The 20,489-nt window shown below is 56.5% G+C and carries 14 protein-coding genes and 5 pseudogenes; 9 read left to right on the plus strand and 10 right to left on the minus strand.

What is annotated here, in order from left to right:
• Positions 1-127 precede the first annotated feature (127 nt).
• Positions 128-2,456 (plus strand): annotated as a pseudogene (gene clpA, locus QTO30_RS16235) (ATP-dependent Clp protease ATP-binding subunit ClpA).
• A gap of 77 nt (positions 2,457-2,533) precedes the next feature.
• On the opposite strand, the gene QTO30_RS16240 reads toward clpA, so the two are convergent.
• Positions 2,534-2,779 (minus strand): hypothetical protein, encoded by a 246-nt coding sequence (locus QTO30_RS16240; protein WP_340425119.1) that lies wholly within the window; start codon positions 2,777-2,779, stop codon positions 2,534-2,536.
• A 284-nt stretch (positions 2,780-3,063) separates the two neighbouring features.
• On the opposite strand from QTO30_RS16240, the gene QTO30_RS16245 reads away from it, so the two are divergent.
• Complete coding sequence (locus tag QTO30_RS16245) at positions 3,064-4,392, plus strand: ABC1 kinase family protein (RefSeq protein ID WP_340425120.1); 1,329 nt, start codon at positions 3,064-3,066, stop codon at positions 4,390-4,392.
• Here QTO30_RS16245 and QTO30_RS16250 read toward each other — a convergent pair.
• From QTO30_RS16250 to chlG, 7 genes and pseudogenes are all read right to left on the minus strand, one after another.
• A complete protein-coding gene (locus QTO30_RS16250; RefSeq protein ID WP_340425122.1) occupies positions 4,389-6,074 on the minus strand; it encodes a peptidoglycan -binding protein in 1,686 nt (561 codons plus the stop codon). The two genes, QTO30_RS16245 and QTO30_RS16250, sit on opposite strands and share 4 nt — an antisense overlap.
• A 3-nt stretch (positions 6,075-6,077) precedes the next feature.
• Positions 6,078-7,163, minus strand: coding sequence for a biopolymer transporter ExbB (locus tag QTO30_RS16255; RefSeq protein ID WP_340425123.1), 1,086 nt, complete (start codon positions 7,161-7,163; stop codon positions 6,078-6,080).
• 155 nt (positions 7,164-7,318) lie between these two features.
• A pseudogene (locus QTO30_RS16260) lies at positions 7,319-7,848 on the minus strand (gamma-glutamylcyclotransferase).
• Between the two features lie 59 nt (positions 7,849-7,907).
• A complete protein-coding gene (gene idi / locus QTO30_RS16265) occupies positions 7,908-8,441 on the minus strand; it encodes an isopentenyl-diphosphate Delta-isomerase (protein ID WP_340425124.1) in 534 nt (177 codons plus the stop codon).
• A pseudogene (locus QTO30_RS16270) lies at positions 8,438-9,620 on the minus strand (geranylgeranyl diphosphate reductase). Before QTO30_RS16270 ends, idi begins: the two are co-directional and overlap by 4 nt.
• Before the next feature lie 3 nt (positions 9,621-9,623).
• A complete protein-coding gene (locus tag QTO30_RS16275) occupies positions 9,624-10,904 on the minus strand; it encodes a BCD family MFS transporter (RefSeq protein WP_340425125.1) in 1,281 nt (426 codons plus the stop codon).
• A 1-nt stretch (position 10,905) separates the two neighbouring features.
• On the minus strand, positions 10,906-11,820 hold the full coding sequence (gene chlG, locus QTO30_RS16280) for a chlorophyll synthase ChlG (RefSeq protein ID WP_340425126.1): 915 nt from the start codon (positions 11,818-11,820) through the stop codon (positions 10,906-10,908).
• Positions 11,821-12,014: 194 nt separating this feature from the next.
• On the opposite strand from chlG, the gene QTO30_RS16285 reads away from it, so the two are divergent.
• The 7 genes and pseudogenes from QTO30_RS16285 to QTO30_RS22145 all read left to right on the plus strand — a co-directional run.
• Entirely contained in the window at positions 12,015-12,851 is an 837-nt protein-coding gene (locus QTO30_RS16285; protein ID WP_340425127.1) for a flagellar motor protein MotB, read from the plus strand.
• A gap of 101 nt (positions 12,852-12,952) precedes the next feature.
• Positions 12,953-14,287, plus strand: a pseudogene (locus tag QTO30_RS16290) (flagellar hook protein FlgE).
• Positions 14,288-14,308: 21 nt separating this feature from the next.
• Positions 14,309-15,346 carry a flagellar hook-associated protein FlgK gene (gene flgK, locus QTO30_RS16295; protein WP_340425128.1) on the plus strand — a complete coding sequence of 346 codons (1,038 nt, stop codon included), beginning with the start codon at positions 14,309-14,311 and terminating at the stop codon, positions 15,344-15,346.
• Positions 15,339-15,758, plus strand: a complete 420-nt coding sequence (locus tag QTO30_RS16300; RefSeq protein WP_340425129.1) for a flagellar basal body rod C-terminal domain-containing protein — start codon at positions 15,339-15,341, stop codon at positions 15,756-15,758. The genes flgK and QTO30_RS16300 overlap by 8 nt, the downstream gene beginning before the upstream one ends.
• Positions 15,759-16,763: a flagellin gene (locus QTO30_RS16305; RefSeq protein ID WP_340425130.1), complete on the plus strand. Its 1,005-nt coding sequence runs from the start codon at positions 15,759-15,761 to the stop codon at positions 16,761-16,763.
• Positions 16,764-17,870, plus strand: a complete 1,107-nt coding sequence (locus QTO30_RS16310) for a flagellar basal body P-ring protein FlgI (protein WP_340425131.1) — start codon at positions 16,764-16,766, stop codon at positions 17,868-17,870.
• Between the two features lie 744 nt (positions 17,871-18,614).
• A pseudogene (locus QTO30_RS22145) lies at positions 18,615-19,160 on the plus strand (IS630 family transposase); the annotation flags it as partial.
• Positions 19,161-19,241: 81 nt separating this feature from the next.
• Here the strand turns inward: QTO30_RS22145 and fliP are convergent.
• Both fliP and QTO30_RS16320 read right to left on the minus strand, forming a co-directional pair.
• Positions 19,242-19,973: a flagellar type III secretion system pore protein FliP gene (fliP, locus tag QTO30_RS16315; protein ID WP_340425132.1), complete on the minus strand. Its 732-nt coding sequence runs from the start codon at positions 19,971-19,973 to the stop codon at positions 19,242-19,244.
• Positions 19,974-20,258: a FliM/FliN family flagellar motor C-terminal domain-containing protein gene (locus QTO30_RS16320; protein WP_340425956.1), complete on the minus strand. Its 285-nt coding sequence runs from the start codon at positions 20,256-20,258 to the stop codon at positions 19,974-19,976.
• Between the last annotated feature and the right edge of the window lie 231 nt (positions 20,259-20,489).

Genomic DNA, 20,489 nt, shown 5'->3' on the forward strand with positions numbered 1-20,489 from the left:
CAGCATCACGCGTTTTGTGATGCCAAATGCGAAAAAAGTCCTTGAAGGTTGGGAAATAAAACCAAACCTTAAGGGTAACAGGCCACGGTTGGGTCACGCCAGCCCCCGATATGAAGGAGCACAAGACGTGCCATCATTTTCGACAACACTCGAGCAGTCCATTCATGGCGCGCTTGCGCTGGCCAATGAACGCAAACATGAGCTTGCCACGCTGGAGCACCTGTTGCTGGCATTGATTGATGAACCCGACGCAGCCCGCGTAATGCGGGCGTGTTCTGTGAATCTTGATGATCTGCGCAAAGATCTGGAAGGCTTTATCGAAGATGATCTTTCCACGCTGATCACAGATGTTGAAGGGTCCGAGGCTGTGCCGACCGCTGCGTTCCAGCGGGTGATCCAGCGTGCCGCGATCCACGTGCAATCTTCTGGCCGCAGTGAAGTGACCGGTGCCAATGTGCTGGTTGCGATCTTTGCCGAACGTGAAAGCAACGCGGCCTACTTCCTGCAAGAGCAGGACATGACGCGTTATGATGCGGTGAACTTCATCGCCCACGGCGTGGCGAAGGACCCCGCGTTCGGTGAGGCGCGCCCTGTGACCGGCTCGACTGAAGAGGGCGAGACGATTGCATCTGGTGACGGTGGCGAGGAGAAAGAAAGCGCGCTGGCGAAATACTGCGTCGATCTGAATGCCAAGGCGACCAAAGGCGATGTTGATCCCCTGATCGGCCGCGCGCATGAAGTCGAACGCTGCATTCAGGTGCTTTGCCGCCGCCGCAAAAATAACCCGTTACTCGTCGGCGATCCGGGTGTGGGTAAAACGGCTATCGCCGAAGGTCTTGCCTTCAAGATTGTGAATGGTGAGACGCCAGAAGTGCTGTCGAAAGCCACGATCTACTCACTTGATATGGGTGCGTTGCTCGCTGGCACACGCTATCGCGGTGACTTTGAGGAACGCCTGAAGGCGGTGATGACCGAGATGGAAGATCACGCTGATGCGGTGCTGTTCATCGACGAAATTCATACTGTGATTGGTGCTTAGCGCGACCTCTGGTGGTGCGATGGATGCCTCCAACCTGCTGAAACCTGCATTGCAGGGTGGCAAGCTGCGCTGCATGGGATCGACCACGTACAAGGAATTCCGCCAGCACTTTGAAAAGGACCGCGCGCTGTCACGCCGGTTCCAGAAAATTGATGTAACCGAGCCTTCGGTCCCTGACGCGATCAAGATTTTGCAGGGGTTGAAACCGTATTTCGAAGAGCATCACAGCATCAAATACACCGCTGACGCGATCAAAACAGCCGTGGAACTGTCCGCGCGTTATATCAACGACCGCAAGCTGCCCGACAAAGCAATTGACGTGATTGATGAGGCGGGTGCAGCGCAGCATCTGGTCACGGAATCCAAGCGCCGCAAGACGATTGGTGCCAAAGAGATCGAGAATGTCGTCGCAAAGATTGCACGCATTCCGCCGAAGAACGTGTCGAAGGATGACGCCGAGGTTCTGAAGGACCTTGAGAAGTCATTGAAACGTGTTGTCTTTGGGCAGGATGCGGCGATTGAAGCGCTGTCCTCGGCCATCAAACTGGCGCGGGCAGGTCTGCGTGAACCTGAGAAACCGATTGGGAACTACCTGTTCGCAGGGCCAACCGGTGTGGGTAAAACCGAAGTGGCCAAGCAACTGGCTGATACGCTGGGTGTGGAACTGATGCGCTTTGACATGTCCGAGTATATGGAAAAGCATGCGGTGAGCCGCTTGATTGGTGCTCCTCCTGGCTATGTTGGGTTCGACCAGGGTGGCATGCTGACCGACGGTGTCGATCAGAACCCGCATTGTGTGCTTTTGCTGGACGAGATGGAGAAGGCGCATCCCGACGTCTACAATATCTTGTTGCAGGTGATGGACCACGGCAAGCTGACGGACCACAACGGGCGAACAACCGATTTCCGTAACGTGATCATCATCATGACATCCAACGCGGGTGCCGCTGAAATGTCGAAGAATGCGCTGGGCTTTGGCCGTGAAACCCGCGAGGGCGAAGATACCGCAGCGATAGAGCGGACGTTCACGCCGGAATTCCGCAATCGTCTGGATGCGGTGATCAGCTTTGGCGCGCTGCCGAAGCCAGTGATCATGCAGGTGGTTGAAAAGTTCGTGCTGCAGCTTGAAGCACAGCTGATCGATCGCAACGTGCACATTGAACTGACGCCTGCCGCAGCTGAATGGCTGGCCGACAAAGGCTATGATGAAAAAATGGGTGCGCGCCCGCTGGGTCGCGTCATTCAGGAACACATCAAAAAGCCGTTGGCCGAGGAGCTGCTCTTTGGCAAGCTTGTCAAAGGCGGGATCGTCAAAGTCGGGGTCAAGAAAGGCGCGTTGGACCTGCGCTACGAGGCCCCGGCGCAAGGGCGTATTGCTGGAGGTGGGAACAAACCACCACTTTTGACAGCCGACTAAGTAAATCGCGGATACGTGCAAAAGCCCGTTGCTCGACAAGAGCGGCGGGCTTTTTTCATTCTATTGACGGTTTGGGTCTACATACCCCAGGTCAGTAGCACCAGGCCGAGCACGATGCCCGGTACGATTAACGCCATTGGAAAGACCAAGGCAGGTACGCCGAATGAGAAAATGGCCAGCCCCCAAATGGCAACTAAGGCAAGGATGCCCCAGACAATTTTGGCTTCCATGCTCATAGGGAAAAAGTAACCGCGCCATTCGGCCATGGTTTCTTTGGCGGTATGGATCAGCGATTGTGATGGTACGTGGTCAATCAAAGACATGCAGCATTCCTTTTGTTTTGTCAGAGATAGGTTGCGAGATGCTGCCGCGCAGAGGGCGGATTGCCGCAGGTGCGAAGTAAACCGAATGACCTGTCGAAACTGTCAGCAGTTGCTATTTTTGTTGATGCCGCTAGTTGCTCTTGCATGGCTAGCAGCTTGGATATTTTGCGCTCATATCAGCATATCATTCAGATGGTGTTGCCCGATCACGTTTGCCTTCAGGGCGGCCGCCGCGCATGGCGCAAGCGTGCCGCTGATTTCAGCCGCCTGCAGGAAACACATCAATGACCAAAGAACCTGATTTTCATCGCGCGCTTGCCGTGCCGTCTGGGCGTATGTCGCGTTTCACGCGTTTGGGTGCGATGACCGCTGGTGTGGCAGGCAACATGGCCATCAGTGGCCTTAGTCAGTTGGCCAAGGGCCAACGCCCCGCGATGCGTGATCTGCTGATGACGCCGCAAAACATCACGCGCGTGACCGAGAAACTGGCGCAGATGCGCGGCGCGGCGATGAAGATCGGGCAGTTGATGTCGATGGATACGGGCGAGTTTCTGCCGCCTGAACTGGCGCAGATCATGGCGCGCTTGCGCGATGATGCCCATATCATGCCGCCTGCGCAGTTGAAGAAAGTGCTGAACGCCAATTGGCCAGATGGCTGGTTGGGCCAGTTTGCCAAGTTTGATGTGCGTCCGATAGCGGCCGCCTCCATCGGTCAGGTGCATCGCGCGCGGTTGAAGGATGGCACTGATCTGGCGATCAAGGTGCAATATCCCGGTGTGGCCCAAAGCATTGATAGCGATGTGGCGAACGTGGGGGCGCTCTTGCGGATGTCGGGCCTGCTGCCCAAGGGTTTTGAACTGGCTCCTTATCTGGAAGAGGCGCGCAAGCAGCTGCATCTGGAGACTGACTATGAACATGAGGGCCAGAACCTGACCCGTTTCGGCCAACTATTAGCAGATGCGCCAGCGTTCACCGTACCTGTCCATCATCCCGATTGGAGCACAGGTGAGATCCTTGCGATGTCATTTATCGAGGGCGAGCCGATAGAAGGGGCCTTTGATCAACCCAAACCAGAACGGGACCGGATCGCGGATGCTTTGATCGGTCTGACGTTGCGCGAATTGTTCGATGATGGGCTGATGCAGACCGACCCGAACTTTGCCAATTACCGTTATGATCCTGCGACGGGTCAGATCATCTTGCTGGATTTTGGGGCGACTCGCGCGCTTGATCCAAACGTTGTCGACCAGTACCGGCGGCTCTTGGCTGCTGGTTTGGCTGAGGACCGGTCCGCAATGGGGGCCGTCGCCGAAGAGATCGGGTTTGTCGCCGCTGACACGACCCAACACCATCGTGCCTCAATCATGGATATGATGGAATTGGCATTCGCAGGTCTGCGCGAAGATGGCCCATTTGACTTCACCGACAAGGCGTTGCCGCGCGCCATGCAGAACGCTGGCATGGCGCTGGCCGAAGATGGGTTTGTCCCGCCCCCGCTGCCGATTGATGTGCTGCTGTTGCAGCGCAAGTTCGGGGGCATGTTTCTGCTGGCCAGTCAGCTTGGGGCGCAGGTCGATTTGCGGGGTTACCTCAAACGGTATGCAGGCGTTTAACGCTCGGTCAATTTCAACTCGATCCGGCGGTTCTGGGCACGCGCTTCTGGCGTATCCAACGGGTTAATCGGCTGGAACTCACCAAAGCCGTTCGCCGCCAGTCTGCGCGGGTCGATCCCAAGGTCTTCGGACATGAACCTTACAACCGACAAGGCCCGGGCTTGACTGAGTTCCCAGTTGTCGGCAAAGCGGCTGTTGGTACCGACGGGAATGTTGTCTGTGTGACCATCAACGCGGATGACCCAATCAATTCCGGCGGGAATGTCGGCGGCAATGCTGCGTAGGATGTCAGCAATATTGGCGATCTCGATCTCGCCTACTTCTGCCAGATTTGCACTGCCGGGTTCGAACAGCACCTCCGAGTTAAAGATAAAACGGTCGCCTTCGATGCGGATGCGATCCTGACCTTCCAAGATCTCGCGGAGCTCGCCAAAGAAGGTGGATTTGAACCGCGCGAGATTCTCGGCCTCGGCGGCAAGGCGTTCCGCCTCTTCCTCCAGGCGGGCCGCTTCGGTTTCTAGCCTGATCCGCTCGGCCTCTTCCAGCGCGCGGCGTTGGCGTTCTTCGGATACAACGCGGGCAAGGGCAGTGTTCAACTGGGCGCCCAGCGTTTCGATTTGCACTTGCGCCTCGCGGTCAGCCTCTTCTGCGAGGTTCAGTAAGGACTGAAGATTGCCCACTTGGGTCCGCAGCTCGGTGATTTGTTCGTTTAGCAAGGCGACCTGTCGTTGGCTTTCAGCGGACAGCGCTTCTTGAGCAGCCAGTTCGTCATTTGCGATGGCCAGCAAGGCGGCTTGTCGGTCGGCCTCGGTTGATTGATCGCCCAGATTGCTTTGCAATTGCGCCAGTTCATTGGCGAGCGTTTCGTTCTCATCCTCCAGCGTCCCGCGTCGGGCGTCTAGCTCTGCCTGTGCTGCACGGGCGGCGGCCAGAAGTGTCAGTGTATTCTCGGCCTCTTGCCGCTGGCGTTCTAGATTGAGTGTCATCGCGGTCAGTTCGGTGTCAGCACTGGCGAGCCGCTCGCGCAGTGCCTCAGCGGCGGCGGCACTGGTGATCTGGTCTGCCTCCAGCGCTGTAATGCGCGTGGTTTGCGTATCATTTTCGGTTTCGAGATCAGCGACCAAGGCCTCCAGCGCCTCACGTCTTGCGGCCGCAAGCCGGGCTGCCTCTGTGCCTTCATCAATCTCTGTGCGGGCTTGCGCCAATGCGAGGTTAAGTGCCTCTTGCTCTGTCAGCAGGCGCTCTTGTTCGGCTTCCAAGCCTGCAATGCTGGCCAGCGCATCACTACGCTCGCTTAGCAAACCAGCGACCTGCGCCTCGAACTGCGTGATCTCGCTTTGGGCTTGCGCGAGCGCTTGGTCTTGTGCCTCGCGTTCCGCGATAAGCGCTGCGATACGGCCCGCCTGACGCGTGGCTTCGGCATTTGCGTCCTCCAGATCAGAGGTCAGTGCGGCGTTCGTGCTACGTTCCAACCCGAGCGTTGCTGTCAGGGCCGCGACTTCGTTGCTGAGCACATCAAGCTCTGTTTCCTGACCTGTAATTTGTTGGCGCAGAACGAACTGGATGACCATAAAGATCGTCAGTACGAACATGAGAACCAGCAACAACCCGGTCATTGCGTCCACAAAGCCCGGCCAAATCGCATTCTGGAAGCGGTTTGATGATCTGCGGCTTAGCGCCATTGATCAGCCTCTGCCTTTTATCGCGTTCGTCAGGTTTGCGATTTCACTGCGCAGGTCACCGACGCTTTCCTGACGGCCTGCGGACATTTCTTCCAGAATACGCAAGAGTTGCACGTCGATGGACCGCAGGCGCATACGGCTTTCGGCGTCGATACCATCCATACCGTTTTCGTCCATCTTCTGGATCAGTGCCTCTTGGCCGAGGGCGACGCGCTCCAAGACTTCGGTGTTTGAATTCGTGGCTGAGGCTTGTGCCAGTTTTTCAATGGCGGTGGCCAGTGATGCGAAGCGTCTGTCGTTGTCTTCGCGGTCCGCGTCCGTTTGCCCCATCATCATTTGAATTGTGTCCATCAACTCGCCCAGCTGCTCAACGAATGGCCCCATGGCGCTGAGATCAGCCCCGCCAGTGCCTTCTTCGCCGTCAATGCCGACGCGTGTGATGGTCGAGAGCCATTCCTCAAGTTCGCGATAGAAACGGTTCTGGCCGTGACCTGCAAAGAGCTCCAAAAGGCCGACAATCAGTGATCCCGCCAAGCCCATGAGAGAGCTTGAAAATGCGGTTCCCATCCCGCCTAGCTGCGCTTCCAGACCTGATTGCAGGCGCGCAAAGATATCTGCACCGCTTTCGCCTTCTCCGGGATTGAGCGACCGTATGGTTTCGACCAGTGCGGGAACAGTGGTTGCCAAGCCATAGAAAGTCCCCAGAAGACCAAGGAAAATCAATACGTTACCGATGTAGCGCGTAATCTCACGGTCTTCGTCGATCCGCTGTGCCACGGAATCAAGAATCGACCGGCCAGAACTGGATGATACCTGTGTGCGCGCACCACGCGACCGTAAGAGCGTGGCCAGTGGGGCCAGCAGCGAGGGTGCCGCGCTATAGGAATGCCCCCCTGCATCTTGCGCGAACCGTTCGATCCAGCGCACAGAGTTCATCAGGAGAAAAACCTGGTTGAAGCAAGACAATACGCCCAGAACGAAGACCCCAAGGATCACGCCGTTGAGGTAGACGTTTGATTGATAGATCGCGGTGATCTGTTCCAGCCCAAGATAAAAGCCCGATCCGACCAGCCCAAGAACTGTCAGCATGAAAAGAAGCTGCCTGATGGGCTGTGAAAACTGGGGCTGTGTTTTGGGGGCCCGTTTATCCGACAAAGGAGGGAGTCCTCATATTGTGTGACTGCTTTGCTCGCATAACACCATATGGGTGAATTTGCGCCAACCCAAACAAAATCAGGGGTTGCTTATGTTGCTGTCAAAGCACGCACGCGAGTGACCAGCCACTCCATGTCAGCGTCTTTGATGCCGAGTTCGGTCAGATGGGCGGCGGTGTTGAAAAGATATTCGGTATTTGGCCCGCGCCCCCCACCGCCTGCGCAATGATCTGCGCCTGTTTTTCGAGGTCAAAGTGGCAGTATTGCACATGATCGCGGTTAATGATGTAGGCGAGCGCGTGGATCTTGTCACCCTCATCACTGACCAGCTCCACGGTATCTTCGTAGTATGCAGATGAGATCAACTCGCGTTCGCGTAGTTCTTCATGAACCTTGTCCGCCTCCTCATCCGCGACCTGAAAAGCAACGCCAGTACATTGCCCGCCCGACTTTGTGTCGAGGGCGAGGACAAGACCGGGGTCTTCCTCCGATCCGCGGTGATGGATCGAGAGCATGCAAAAGCTGCGGTGATAGTCGTGCAGCCGCGCCTTTACCTGCCGCACCGGAGTGAACCCCGGGTTCCACAAGAGTGAACCGTATCCGAAAACCCAAAATGCCATGCTGCCAATCCAATTGCCGTGCAGCACATAAACACCGGATCGACCAGAACGAAAAGGGGTTAGACGGCGCGCATCAGGTCGCCGAAGATTGCGGCGGTGTGGTCCTGCAGGTAAATCCGCAGCCAAGGCGTATATTGCGCGGGGTGCCGCGCCACATCGGCCGAGAGATCGTAGAAATCGACCCAGCGGGTATCCATGACTTCGTCAGGGTTGGGAACGACTTTCAAATCATTGGGCGCATCAGCAACATAAACTTGTACGACCTCATGCTCGATGAGCCCGCCGCCGACGTCAGCGCGATACTCAATCTCGTCACGATGCGATGGGTACAGGCCTTTGATCCCAAGCTCTTCGTCCAGGCGGCGTATGGCGCAATCCGTATCATCTTCGTCCCAAGCCGGGTGCGTACAACAGGTGTTCGCCCAAAGCCCCGGCGTATGATATTTGCCCATGGCCCGCTGCTGGATTAGCACCCGTCCGCGGTTCATCACAAAGACACTGATCGCCTTGTGTTTCAGGCCACGCAAATGCGCATCCAGCTTCTCGACCGGTTTTAATATGCCGTTTTCCCAGGCCGGGATCATAATCGTCATGTGCGCAACGGTGAGACTAGGCGTGTCAGATGCGCGAGGTTCTTAATGCCGATTTTCAGGTGTGCCATGGGCCGCGCCTTTACCAGTTTCTTATTCATATAAGCCTCAAACGTCAGTTTTTGCACGTCGACATCATGACACAGAGAGACAAACCGTTCACGCCGCTCGTCGCTGCGGTAATAGGCGTTTTGCATTGCGCCCAACACCCGGAACACCTGCTTGTGCTCGCGCATGAAGAGTTTTCGGGCCAGTTGCAAATCTTTTAAGCGCCCTGATGCCAAAGTGGCCGCTGCCGCGGTGGCCGCGACACGTCCGCCAACCATGGCGTAGTAGATGCCTTCGCCGGATGAGGGTGCAACGACGCTTAGCCGCGTCGCCTGCCAGCACAACATCCTTGCCGTTGTCCCAGCGGTCCAACGGCTTCAATGGAATGGGTGCCCCCTCTTTGCGGATGGTCTTGCACTCCGTCAAACCAGAGGCTGCGCGCAGGTCAGCGGTGGCTTGTTTCACATCGACCGATTTCACCATTGACCCCATGCCAACGCTGGCTTGGCCGCCATGTGGGAAGACCCAGCCGTAAAAGTCAGGTGAAATCTTCCCGTCATAGACCACATCGCAGCGGGCCGGATCGTAGCTTGGCGTCGGTTCCGGCGCTTCGATAATCTCGTGATAGGCGATCACATAGGGGATTTTGTCCCCGTCTTTGACCTCCGCCCGCGCCACATTGGAACGCGCGCCATCCGCGCCGATGACCAGTTTTGCATCCAGCTTCATCTCATTCCCGCTGATCTTGTCGCGGTAGACGACATGGACGCCCTCAGCGTCACGTTCAATCTTGGTGAAGGTGCCGGTGTAGCGGTGCGCGCCCGCATCTTTCGCCCGCTTGCGCAGGAATTCGTCGAAGTGTTCGCGATCGACCATGCCGACAAAACCATTCTCGATCGGGATATCGACCTGTCGTCCGGTGGGTGAGATCATGCGGGCGGTGTTCACCTTGGCAACGATCTGTTCATCTGGGATGAAAAAGTCTTCGATCAGGCGGGGCGGCACTGCGCCGCCACAAGGTTTGATCCGCCCGTCGCGATCAATGAATGCAACTTTGTGACCAGACCGTGCGAGGTCTTCTGCGGCGGTGGCCCCGGATGGGCCTGCGCCCACGACAACAACATCATATTGCATTGATCATTCTCCCGGAACGAGTGTGGCGGATGGCATTTTGCGATCCATGATTTTGGCAGCCATGGCGGTGGCGGCAATAAAGAGGGCGGCTTCGGCAATAAAAACCGATCCGAAGGCTTGGGTGTCGGTCATGCTGAGGCGCAACAGGTCAACCATGCCCGCGCCGATCAACCCGCCGAACCCCGCGGCGATAGCTTGTGCAGCACCCCAAAGCCCCATGCGTGTGCCTTCGCGGCGCGCGGCGCCTTCGGCAGCCAGCGCCATCATCGACCCAATAGCGGCAACGGCAAACATCCCGTTGAAGAAGCCAAGCAGGACCACTGCGGGGACTAAGGGCGCGCTTGGGCCGATAGGGCCAAGAAAGGTGATCAGGATCAGCGCACAGGCAGAGCCGACGCAACCGGTCATGACCCAATTACGCAGTGCACCAATCTTGAAGCCGGTTGCCAAGATGCCAATGGCCAGCATGCCAATAAAGACGCCTCCGTTTTGTGCCCCCGACAGCGATGTTGATTGTCCCGGTGTGAAGTCAAAGACAAGACCGGCATAAGGCTCAAGGATCAGCTCCTGCATGAAATAGGCCGTCATCGACAGGAAAACGAAGATTGTGAAGTTGCGGGCTTTGCGCTCTGACCAGACTTCCTTCAAACCGTCCATGAATGGCGTCGGGTCCGGTTCGCGCACAGCGATCAGGTTGCGCTCAATCCGCCAGACGGCAACGCAGGTTACCAAAGTTGCGATTGAGACGACGATGCCGACGATCTTGAGCAATAGCGCAGGGGTGTACGGGTCGATGAACTGCCCAACGATCCCAGCGGTCATGGCAATACCGAAAATCATCATCAGCCAAGTGATTGTCGCAGCCGCCGCGCGCCGGTGTGGCGCCGTCGTTGTGGCCAAAAGCGCCAGCAAGGATGTGCCAGACGCCCCAACGCCCAATCCGATCAGTGTATAGGCGATGACCGAGACTGTAAGGCCCACTGCAAAGGATTGCTCAAACGCCAGCACGCCGCAGGCTGCTGTGAATGCGCCCAAGGCTAGTGCCACCATCCCGCCGATGATCCAGCGCGTTCTATGTCCACCCGTATCTGAGTAGAACCCCCAATGCGGGCGCGTCAGTTGGATGCCGTAGTGCAGCCCAACCAGAAGACCGGGCAGGATCGTAAGCAGTGAAAGCTCCACGACCATCAGACGGTTCAGTGTCGATGTTGTCAGCACGACAATCGCACCCAGCGCCATTTGCACAAACCCAAGCCGGAAAATCTGGAACCATGAAAGTGTCATCTCATCCCCCAATCCCGCGCAATGCGACGGCGGCAATCATCATGCCGCTGATGTAGAAAAGAATGCCCATGCCCTGATACCAAGGCGTTTTGCCTTCCGGGTCGCGCAGCAGAACGCGCATCGCGCCCAACTGGACCGCCAACATTGCCAGGACGCTCAGCGCGTATAGGGGTTTGTCCCAGTAAACCAGCAAACCAATCACGATGGCTTGCGGCGCAGCCATGATCCAGCAGGCGATGCGTGCGGCACGATCAGGTCCCATAGTGGCGGGCAGGGACCTAAGGCCAGTGGCCCGATCCCCTTCGATGGCCTTGAAGTCGTTCAGCGTCATGATCCCATGCGCGCCGAGCCCATACAGGACCGCGATCAGGATCACCTGTGGGCTGGGCGCCCCTGCTGCTACGACCGCGGCACCTGTGACCCAAGGCAGCGTTTCATAGGCGAGGCCACACAGACCTGGCCCCCACCAACCGGACTTCTTGGCACGGATCGGTTCGGCTGAGTATGCCCATGCGGCAGCAACGGCAAGAATTGTCGCACCAAAGCCCCAAGGACCCAACTGATAGCCGACAATCAGACCCAGCACCGTCATCGCGAACGCGATATAGAGGCCCCATCGCCCCGGAATCCGCCCTGATGGAATCGGGCGGTCAGGCTCGTTAATCGCGTCGACGTGCCGGTCGCACCAGTCGTTGGCTGCCTGAGACATGCCACAGACGATTGGCCCGGCAAGAACAATGCCTAGGCTGACCAAAAGCCAATGATCAGAAGGGCTTGCGCCCGAAGATACGACCCCGCACAGATAGGCCCACATCGGTGGAAACCATGTCACCGGTTTGATCAGCCGCAGCATCGCGCGCGGCTCTGGCCAGCGGCGCACCTCAGGACCGATTTGTAAATCTGACGTGACACTCATAGTGTCATTTTAAAATGACATATGGGCATTGGGCAAGTGTAAAGGTACATTGACACCGTGCTATCTTGTCACCCCTGTCGATACGATCCGTCCAACCCCGCCAAGCGAGCCATTTTCATCGAATTGTTCCGTTAAGCCTGCCTTCACTTTCCCTGCCTTAAGCCAGATCTCGGGTGAAGATATGAGGAAGTGGGATGAGCGCGGGATCAAACGCACCAACGATTATCAAACGTAAGAAAATCATCGCTGGTGGCGGCCACCATGGTGGCGCTTGGAAAGTGGCTTATGCTGACTTTGTCACCGCGATGATGGCCTTCTTCATGTTAATGTGGTTGCTGAATGCGACCACCGAACAGCAGCGCAAAGGGATTGCAGATTACTTCTCGCCGACGATTCCGATCAACCGGGTGTCCGGCGGTGGTTCTGGTGCCTTTGGTGGCAACAACATCTTCACCGAAGAGACATTGGCTCAAAGCGGCACGGGCATCAGCCAACCCACGCTGGGCCAGAACCCGGTGCAGAGTGAAGAAGAGGTGCAGGCCGCTACCGCTGCCGCCGCTCAGGTCGCTGCGTTGCGCGACATTGAGGCAGTTTTAATGGGGCAAGGTGGCGAAAGCATGCTGTCGGATCAGGCGTTGCGCCACATTATCACACGGCTGACCGACGAAGGCCTTGTGATCGAGATTTATGATTTGCCCGAAGTGACGCTTTTTGTCGATGAGACAAGCGTACCCAACCCGGTGACGGCTGAGATTGCGGCGATTATGGCGCGCTTGTTTGCAGCTGTGACCAATGAGGTCGCGATCGAAGGGCATCTGAGTGCGAAATCACTGCTTCAGGTCGACAACCCGGTGTGGGAACTGTCCACAGGTCGCGCCGCCCAAATGCGCCTGATGCTGCAAAGTGGGGGGCTGGATCCAATGCGGATCAAGCGGCAAACCGGTGCCGGTGATCGCGAGCCCGTAGTGCGGGATGCAACTGCGCCACGCAACAACCGGATCGAGGTCATTTTGCTGCGATCTGACCAGTGATTGGGATGCTTCGAATTTTAGACATTAGGGACGCGTTAAGGCCGAGGGCTTAGGGTCCTGAGAAATCCAGTGTCATCTCTGATGCAGAAAGGCTCACTTTTATGACGATTTCCTCTTCTTTGAATGCGAGTGTTGCGGGTTTGGCCGCGAATGCGTCGCGGCTTGCGACGATCTCTGACAATATCTCGAATTCTTCGACTTATGGCTATAAGCGGGCGATTACTGATTTTCAGTCTATGGTGATTGAAAGTGGACGGGGCACGTATTCTGCCGCATGGTGTGCGCACCACGACGGCGCGTCTGATTGATGAACGCGGTGCGTTGGTGTCGACCTCTAACCCCACGGACTTGGCGGTGCGCGGGCGCGGTATGCTGCCGGTGACATCAGAAACATCCGTTGCGGTTGATAACGGGGATAACCCCTTATTTCTAACTACAACCGGGTCGTTCCGCCCCGATGCGCAGGGGTATCTGCGTTCACCGGGTGGATTGGTGCTGTTGGGTGTGCCAGCTGCAGCTGATGGCACAATCCCTAACTATCCACGAGATTGATCGACGGTCTGGTGCCGGTCCAGATCAATGCGAACCAATTCGCGGGTGAGGCGACGACGCGAGTGGATTTGTCGGTCAACTTGCCCGCCACATCGACACGCGAAGGATCCACTGGCGATACGGAAACACTGTCGGTCGAATACTTTGACAACCTCGGCGCGTCCTCAAATCTCAACTTTACCTTTACGCCGACTGTCCCTGGAAACGGTGCATCCAATGAATGGACAATGGAAATCCGAGACAGCGAATCCGATGTTGACGCGGATGGCATTCCTGACGTTGTGGGCGAGTATATCCTCACATTCGACGCGACACGCGGTGGTGGTGGCACTTTGGCGAATGTCGCATTTGCAGATCCCGTGTCACCGATTGGTGGCGCATATGATCCTATCACCGGCGCGCTCAACATAAATGTGGATGGCGGACCGATGGAGATCAATATTGGCGAATTGGGCAGTTCTATTGGATTGACGCAGCTATCCGATGCATTTGCCCCTGTCTCAATCTCGAAAAATGGCACACCGGTGGGCAGTCTGACCTCGATTGAAGTGGACCAGAATGGATTTGTGCGCGCGTCCTTCGATATTGGGATCAACCGGGTCCTCTATCAAATTCCACTGGTTGATGTGCCAAACGTCAATGGGCTCGAAACGCTTGATCAACAAAGCTACCGGGTGACCCCGGATAGTGGGTCGTTCTTTTTGTGGGATGCCGGGGATGGGCCAACCGGGGATATCGTGGGCTTTGCACGTGAAGAGTCTGCCACGGATGTTGCGGGGGAACTAACAGAACTGATCCAAACACAGCGGGCCTATTCGTCGAACGCGAAGGTGATCCAGACCGTAGATGAGATGCTGCAAGAGACCACAAACATCAAACGCTGATCCTGACCGGAGTATCTTGACATGAGCATGACCAGCGCTCTTAACAATGCTGTTTCCGGCCTGACCGCGACGTCGCGGATGGCGGAAGTTGTTTCGTCAAACCTGTCGAATGCGTTGACGGATGGCTACGGTCGCCGCGGTGTTGAGCTGTCGTCTGTACAGGTCGGCGACCGCGGCGGCGGCGTACGCGTTGATGGCATCAACCGCTTTGTCGATGCAGGCTTGCTGGCGGATCGTCGGCTAGCGGATGCCGCGCTTGGCGGGCAGGAACGCAGCGCTGATCTTGTCGGTCGATTGGAACAAGCCATCGGGGGGCCGGATGATGCCGCTGGCCTTGGTGCGCGGCTTGCCGAGTTTGAGCGCGCTTTGATAGCAGCAGGTAGTGATCCCGCATCAGAATTCCGACTTGCTTCAGTTGTGTCACGTCTTGAAGGGGTCGCGAGCACTTTGAATGCGAACAGCAACAGTATTCAATCCTTGCGGCAGGATGCGGATATCGCCATCGCGCGTGATATTGACGTGCTGAATGCAGCCCTTCAGCAGGTTGACGCCCTGAACAAGGATATCGTGCGGATCAGCGGTTCGGGCGATGATCCGTCCGCGTTACTGGATGCCAGGCAGCGTGCAGTTGATCAGATATCTGGCATTGTACCGGTGCGCGAAGTTGCCCGCGACAACGGCAGTATTGGACTGATGACAACCAGTGGAACGCCGCTATTGGATTCCAGACCACGGGAGTTTGGTTTCCAGCGCACGCCGACCATCACAGCGGATATGACTTTGGCAAGCAGCGCCTTGGGTGCAATCACAATGGACGGCAAGGTCTTGGACGCCGGGACTGGCGTTGGACGACTTGAAGGTGGCTCGCTCGGTGCCGCCTTTGCGTTGCGCGACCAAACTCTGGTGGAGGCCCAAGCTGCATTGGACGGTATTGCAGCTGACTTGATTGCGCGCTTTCAGGACAGTGCAAATGATCCATCTTTGACGCCCGGTGATATCGGGCTTTTGACTGATCAGGGCAATCCATTGGATCTGCTGGATCTGCCTGGCCTTGCTTAGCCGCATTGCTGTGAACCCTGATCTTATCGTGTCTCAAGGCGGTGACCCCGCATTGCTACGCGATGGATTGAACACTGCCGTGGCTGGCCCGGTGGGTGATGCAACCCAACTCAATCGTTGGATCGCAGCGCTTGAAGCCCCGCGCGCGGATGTGCCTGGCGCGACGCTGGCATCCGCGTCCGGACGCATTGCATCCTATGTGTCCGATATTGGGACGACGCGGTTGATGGTTCAGGAGCAACTTAGCTTCACGACCGCCAGATGGGAAACGCTACGTGAGGCCGAATTAGCGGATGGCGTCGATACAGATGTGGAGCTGCAAAAACTACTGCAGATTGAACAAGCCTATGCCGCCAACGCAAGGGTGATTCAAACCGTTGACTTCATGATGCAAAGACTGATGGAGATATAGATGACCGTAGCCTCAATAGGTGACATGGCGCGGCAATTCACGTCATTGCGCGATGGAAATACGATAAAATCAGAGCTTTTTGAACTGGCGGAAAGCCTGAGCTCCGGAAAGGTCGCGGACCTCACCAAAAACCTGAATGGTGAGACAGCCCGTTTTTCTGGCGTGCAATATAGTCTGACGCAATTGGATGGCTATCTTCAGGTCGCCTCAGAGACAGAACAAACCCTCGGCAATATTCAGATCATTCTCGGCAAGGTCGACAATACGCGCGCTGCAACCACCGAAAGCTTGCTGTTGGTAAATGAGAGCAGCACTTCGGCACAAGTTGATGAGGCAGCGCGCGCTTCGCAAAGTAGCTTCCAAGAAATGGTGATAGCACTGAATACCAAGGTTGCTGACCGTGCTTTGATGAGTGGGAACGGCGTTAACACCACACCATTGGCCGCTGCAGAGACCATGTTGGCTGATTTGCAAACCGCGATTGGTGGAAGCCTTGATCCAGCGACAATTATTTCGACGGTCGATACATGGTTTAACGATCCGGCTGGCGGGTTCGCGGTCAACGGTTATCAAGGTGATACTGGTGACCCGATGGAGCGACGGGTGACTGAGGAAAAATCTGTCACCATTGATGCACGTGCGGATGATCCTGCAGTCCGGCAGGTTTTGCAGGGTGCTGCACTTGCGGCGCTGGCCGACACGCTGCCCGGGTTGAACCGCGAGGCAAAGGTTGAGTTGCTAACGACCGCGGCGTCTCAGCTTTATGGATCTGCTAGCGGCTTGGTTGCCGTCCAAGCGCGCATCGGTTTTGCCGAAGACAGTGTGGTCCGAGCGCAAACAGAATCCAGCGCACAGCAGACCACGTTGCGGCAAATTACGAATGATCTTTCATTGGCCGACCCGTTTGAGACGGCATCGCGCCTTCAGGCGCAACAAACACAGTTGGAGACGTTCTTCAGTTTAACGGCACGGCTATCCCAGCTCAGCCTGCTGAGGTATATTTAGATGAGATTTGCTCACGCCATTTATCTGCTCATGGTGCTTTTGTTACCCACGATGGCGGCCGCAAACCCTGTGCGGATCAAGGATCTGGTTGAGTTTGATGGCGTCAGATCAAACGATCTTGTGGGCTATGGCCTGGTTGTTGGCTTGAATGGTACTGGCGATGGTTTGCGTAACTCACCCTTTACCGAGGATATTCTGGGTAATGTGCTTGAACGACTGGGCGTGAACGTTACTGGAGAGCAGTTTCGCCCAAACAATGTCGCTGCTGTTTTGGTTACCGGTGAATTGCCTCCATTTGCCCGGGCAGGCAGCGCGTTGGATGTGACCGTATCGGCGATCGGTGACGCCGATAGCCTGCTTGGTGGGACGTTGATCATGACCCCGATGAAAGCGGCCGACGGTGACATCTATGCAGTAGCGCAAGGAACGATTATTGCGGGCGGTGCATCTGCTGCGGGCGACGGCGCTGCTGTCATTCAAGGTGTTCCAACGGCAGGTGTCATCCCGTCCGGCGCGACAATTGAAAGGGAAATCAGTTTCGATTTCTCGGGTCTGCATACGGTGCGCATGGCCCTGCGTACACCTGATTTTACGACCGCTGACCGGATTGAAAGGGCAATAAATGCCGAGTTTTCTGGCACTGTTGCATTGATGCTGGATGCGGGCACCGTTGAGTTGAACATTAACGCAACGAGAATGCGCTCGCCAGCGCATGCGCTGGTGCGTGTGGAGAATATCATGGTGCAACCGGAACGGCGCGCCCGTGTCGTGGTTGATCAACGCTCCGGTACCATTGTGATGGGTGAAGATGTGCGGATCAGCCGGGTTGCCGTAAGCCAAGGCAACCTGACCTTGCGGATTCAGGAAGCGCCACTTGTGGCCCAGCCCAACCCGTTTGCCGATGGCGAAACAGTGGTTGTACCTAGAACTGATGTTGACATCATCGAAGAGCCAGGTATCGGACTTGCCGAAGTGAATGGCGGTACGTCATTGAGTGAGGTTGTCGCCGGATTGAATGCACTTGGTGTTGCGCCACGCGATATGATCGACATCCTCAAGAGCATCAAAGCAAGTGGCGCCCTGCATGCTGAATTCATCGTTCGTTGACCATTCGTGCGAGCATGCATGATCGGGCGCTTGTCGCTACAGTGAATTGGCTACAAATCCTCGTCCTTCTGCCCAAGGCGGGCCGTCTAGGTGTTATTGAGGGGTTGCCTCTCAGCGCAGCGCGGAAGCTCTGAGTTGTATTATGGCCTTTGGACCGTTGCCGCTTCCTTTCGCTTAGGCTCAGCTGTGAGTTCCACACCAAGAAACAACGAGAGGCAATAGTTGAGATATGCAGCATTGATGATGGACCAATAGTGGCAACCATGACCGCTTGGTCCTAAAACCGGTTGAGCTACGCCTTGTAAGTCGCGCATGTTTAAAGCGTTTCGATAAAAGTTTGAGTCGGAAGGATTCCGTTGACGCCTGATTTGTGATTCACCCTGATTGGGAGGATCACATCATGCCAGCACCATTGCCAAAGGAACTTCGAGATCGGTTTGCACGATTGCTGCGCGAGGGGTTGAGCGGGCGAGAGGCATCGCGTCGATTGCAGGTGTCGGCGGCCACAGGCGGGCGATGAGCTGGGCAAATTCGGCGCACCGGAGTTGCAACAGTCGCGCCGATGGGTCGTCCCTCAGGAACTGGCAAGCTTGCCGCGCATGTTGTCTTTTTGCTTGAAGTGTTAGAGCAGGATCAAGACATCACACTCTTTGAATTGCGTGACGCCTTGGCTGAGGCAGAGGGCGTCAGGGTTCATCACTCTGCAATTGCGGCCCTTCTCAAGCGGCTCGGCTTCACGCACAAAAAAAGTCGTTGGTGGCCACCGAACGGCAACGTGCGCAGGTGAGGCGGCAGCGCAATGACTGGATATTACATCGTTCGCCGACCATCGCCCAAATGCCGGACCGCGTTGTGTTTTTGGATGAAACAGCGGTGAAGACCAATCTCACCCGGCTACGCGGTTGGGCACCTCAGGGAACTCGGCTGACCATGGATGCGCCCTTTGGCGGTTGGAGCACGCAGACCCTGATCGCCGGGCTGACCCAGGATGCGTTGATCGCGCCGTGGGTCATAAAGGGGGCAATGGATGGGCCCGCTTTTGCAGCATATATCCAGGAAGTGCTGATCCCCGAGATCTCCCCCGGCACAGCGGTCAGCCTCGATAACCTCGCCACCCACCGAAACAAAGAGGCTGCAGCAGCCGTCAAGGCACACGGCTGTTGGTTCCTTTATCTGCCGCCGTACTCGCCTGATCTGAACCCAATTGAACAGGCATTCTCCAAACTCAAGGCGCATCTTCGAAGGACCGGTGCCCGCTCCATCACTTCTGTCTTCCAAGCCATCGGCCAAGTCTGTGACTTATACTCACCTCAAGAGTGCTGGAACTACTTCAAAGCTGCCGGATATGTCTCAAACCAATCTCAAAATGCTTTAAACGCCGTAGCCTTGGACCAAACTGGTTGCGATCAGAGTCCAACCGTCTGCGACAACAAAGAAAGCCAGTTTGAATGGCAGAGAGACAATTGCAGGTGGAACCATCATCATACCCATCGACATCAGAACGGCAGCAACAACCAGATCAATGATCAGAAATGGCATGAATATCAGGAAACCAACCTGAAAGGCGCGCTCCATCTCGCTGAGCAAGAACGACGGGACAATGATTGAAAGCGGTGCATCGGTTGCTAGCCCATCGCCAGCAATGTCCGGCCGCAGGTCTGCCAGGGCAACAAAGGTGTCTGGATCGATGCGGGTCAACATGAAGTCCTGCAATGGTGCCATGGTGCGGGCGAAACCTTCCTCCAGTACGATTTGGCCTTGAATGAGCGGATCAATTCCATTGGACCACGCATCGCGGAAGACAGGTTCCATGACAAAATAGGTCAGGAACAGTGCAAGGCTCACGATCAGCATGTTTGGTGGCGACTGCTGCAGTCCAATCGCCTGTCGCAGGATGGCAAAGACCGTAATGATGAACGGAAAACACGTCACCATAATAGCGATGCCTGGTACGAGACTGAGAACTGTAATCAGAACCAGCAGTTGAATTGACCGTGTCGCCAATGATCCATCGTCGCCAAAGGTGACCGAGACGTCTTGCGCCATGGCAGGTCCTGAGAGCGCCACAATCAGGATCGCAGTTGTGATCAGCGCGCGGCGCATTCAGGACAGATCGCCCTTGTCGTGCGCGACCTCGGTCAAACGCACCGCCAACTGCCCCTGTTCAGCGCCATCGGCCTCCTGCAGTTCGCCGCGTGCAATCAGCCGATCACCGATGTATATCTCGACGGGATCTTCGATCTTGCTGTCAAGTGGCAAGACCGCATTCTCGGACAGTTGCAGCAGATCCCGCACCAAAGGCCGGGCCTTACCAACTGTTACTGAAACCTCGATAGGGATGTTGTGAAGGGGGTGTTCCTTGTCCGTCTGTTCAATGGGGTTGTCCATGCGTTTCGCTCCTTGGTTGAATGACGTCGACAGATGAAAGGATTGCCTTGATATCGTTGAGTAATTGGTCGCAATCGACCTGAAGAGCGCCTGCTTCGTGTTGGATCCAGGCGGCATGCGGTTGCAAGGTCGGGTCATTGACCACATGGGCGTCGATGGCCGCTGTTGCCAGGGCTGCGGTGACTGCATCGCTGTGCTGAGGGTGGACACGCAATGCGAACCGCCCCCCCC

It is taken from the genome of Yoonia sp. GPGPB17, from assembly GCF_037892195.1.
In the GTDB taxonomy this organism is placed as follows: domain Bacteria; phylum Pseudomonadota; class Alphaproteobacteria; order Rhodobacterales; family Rhodobacteraceae; genus Yoonia.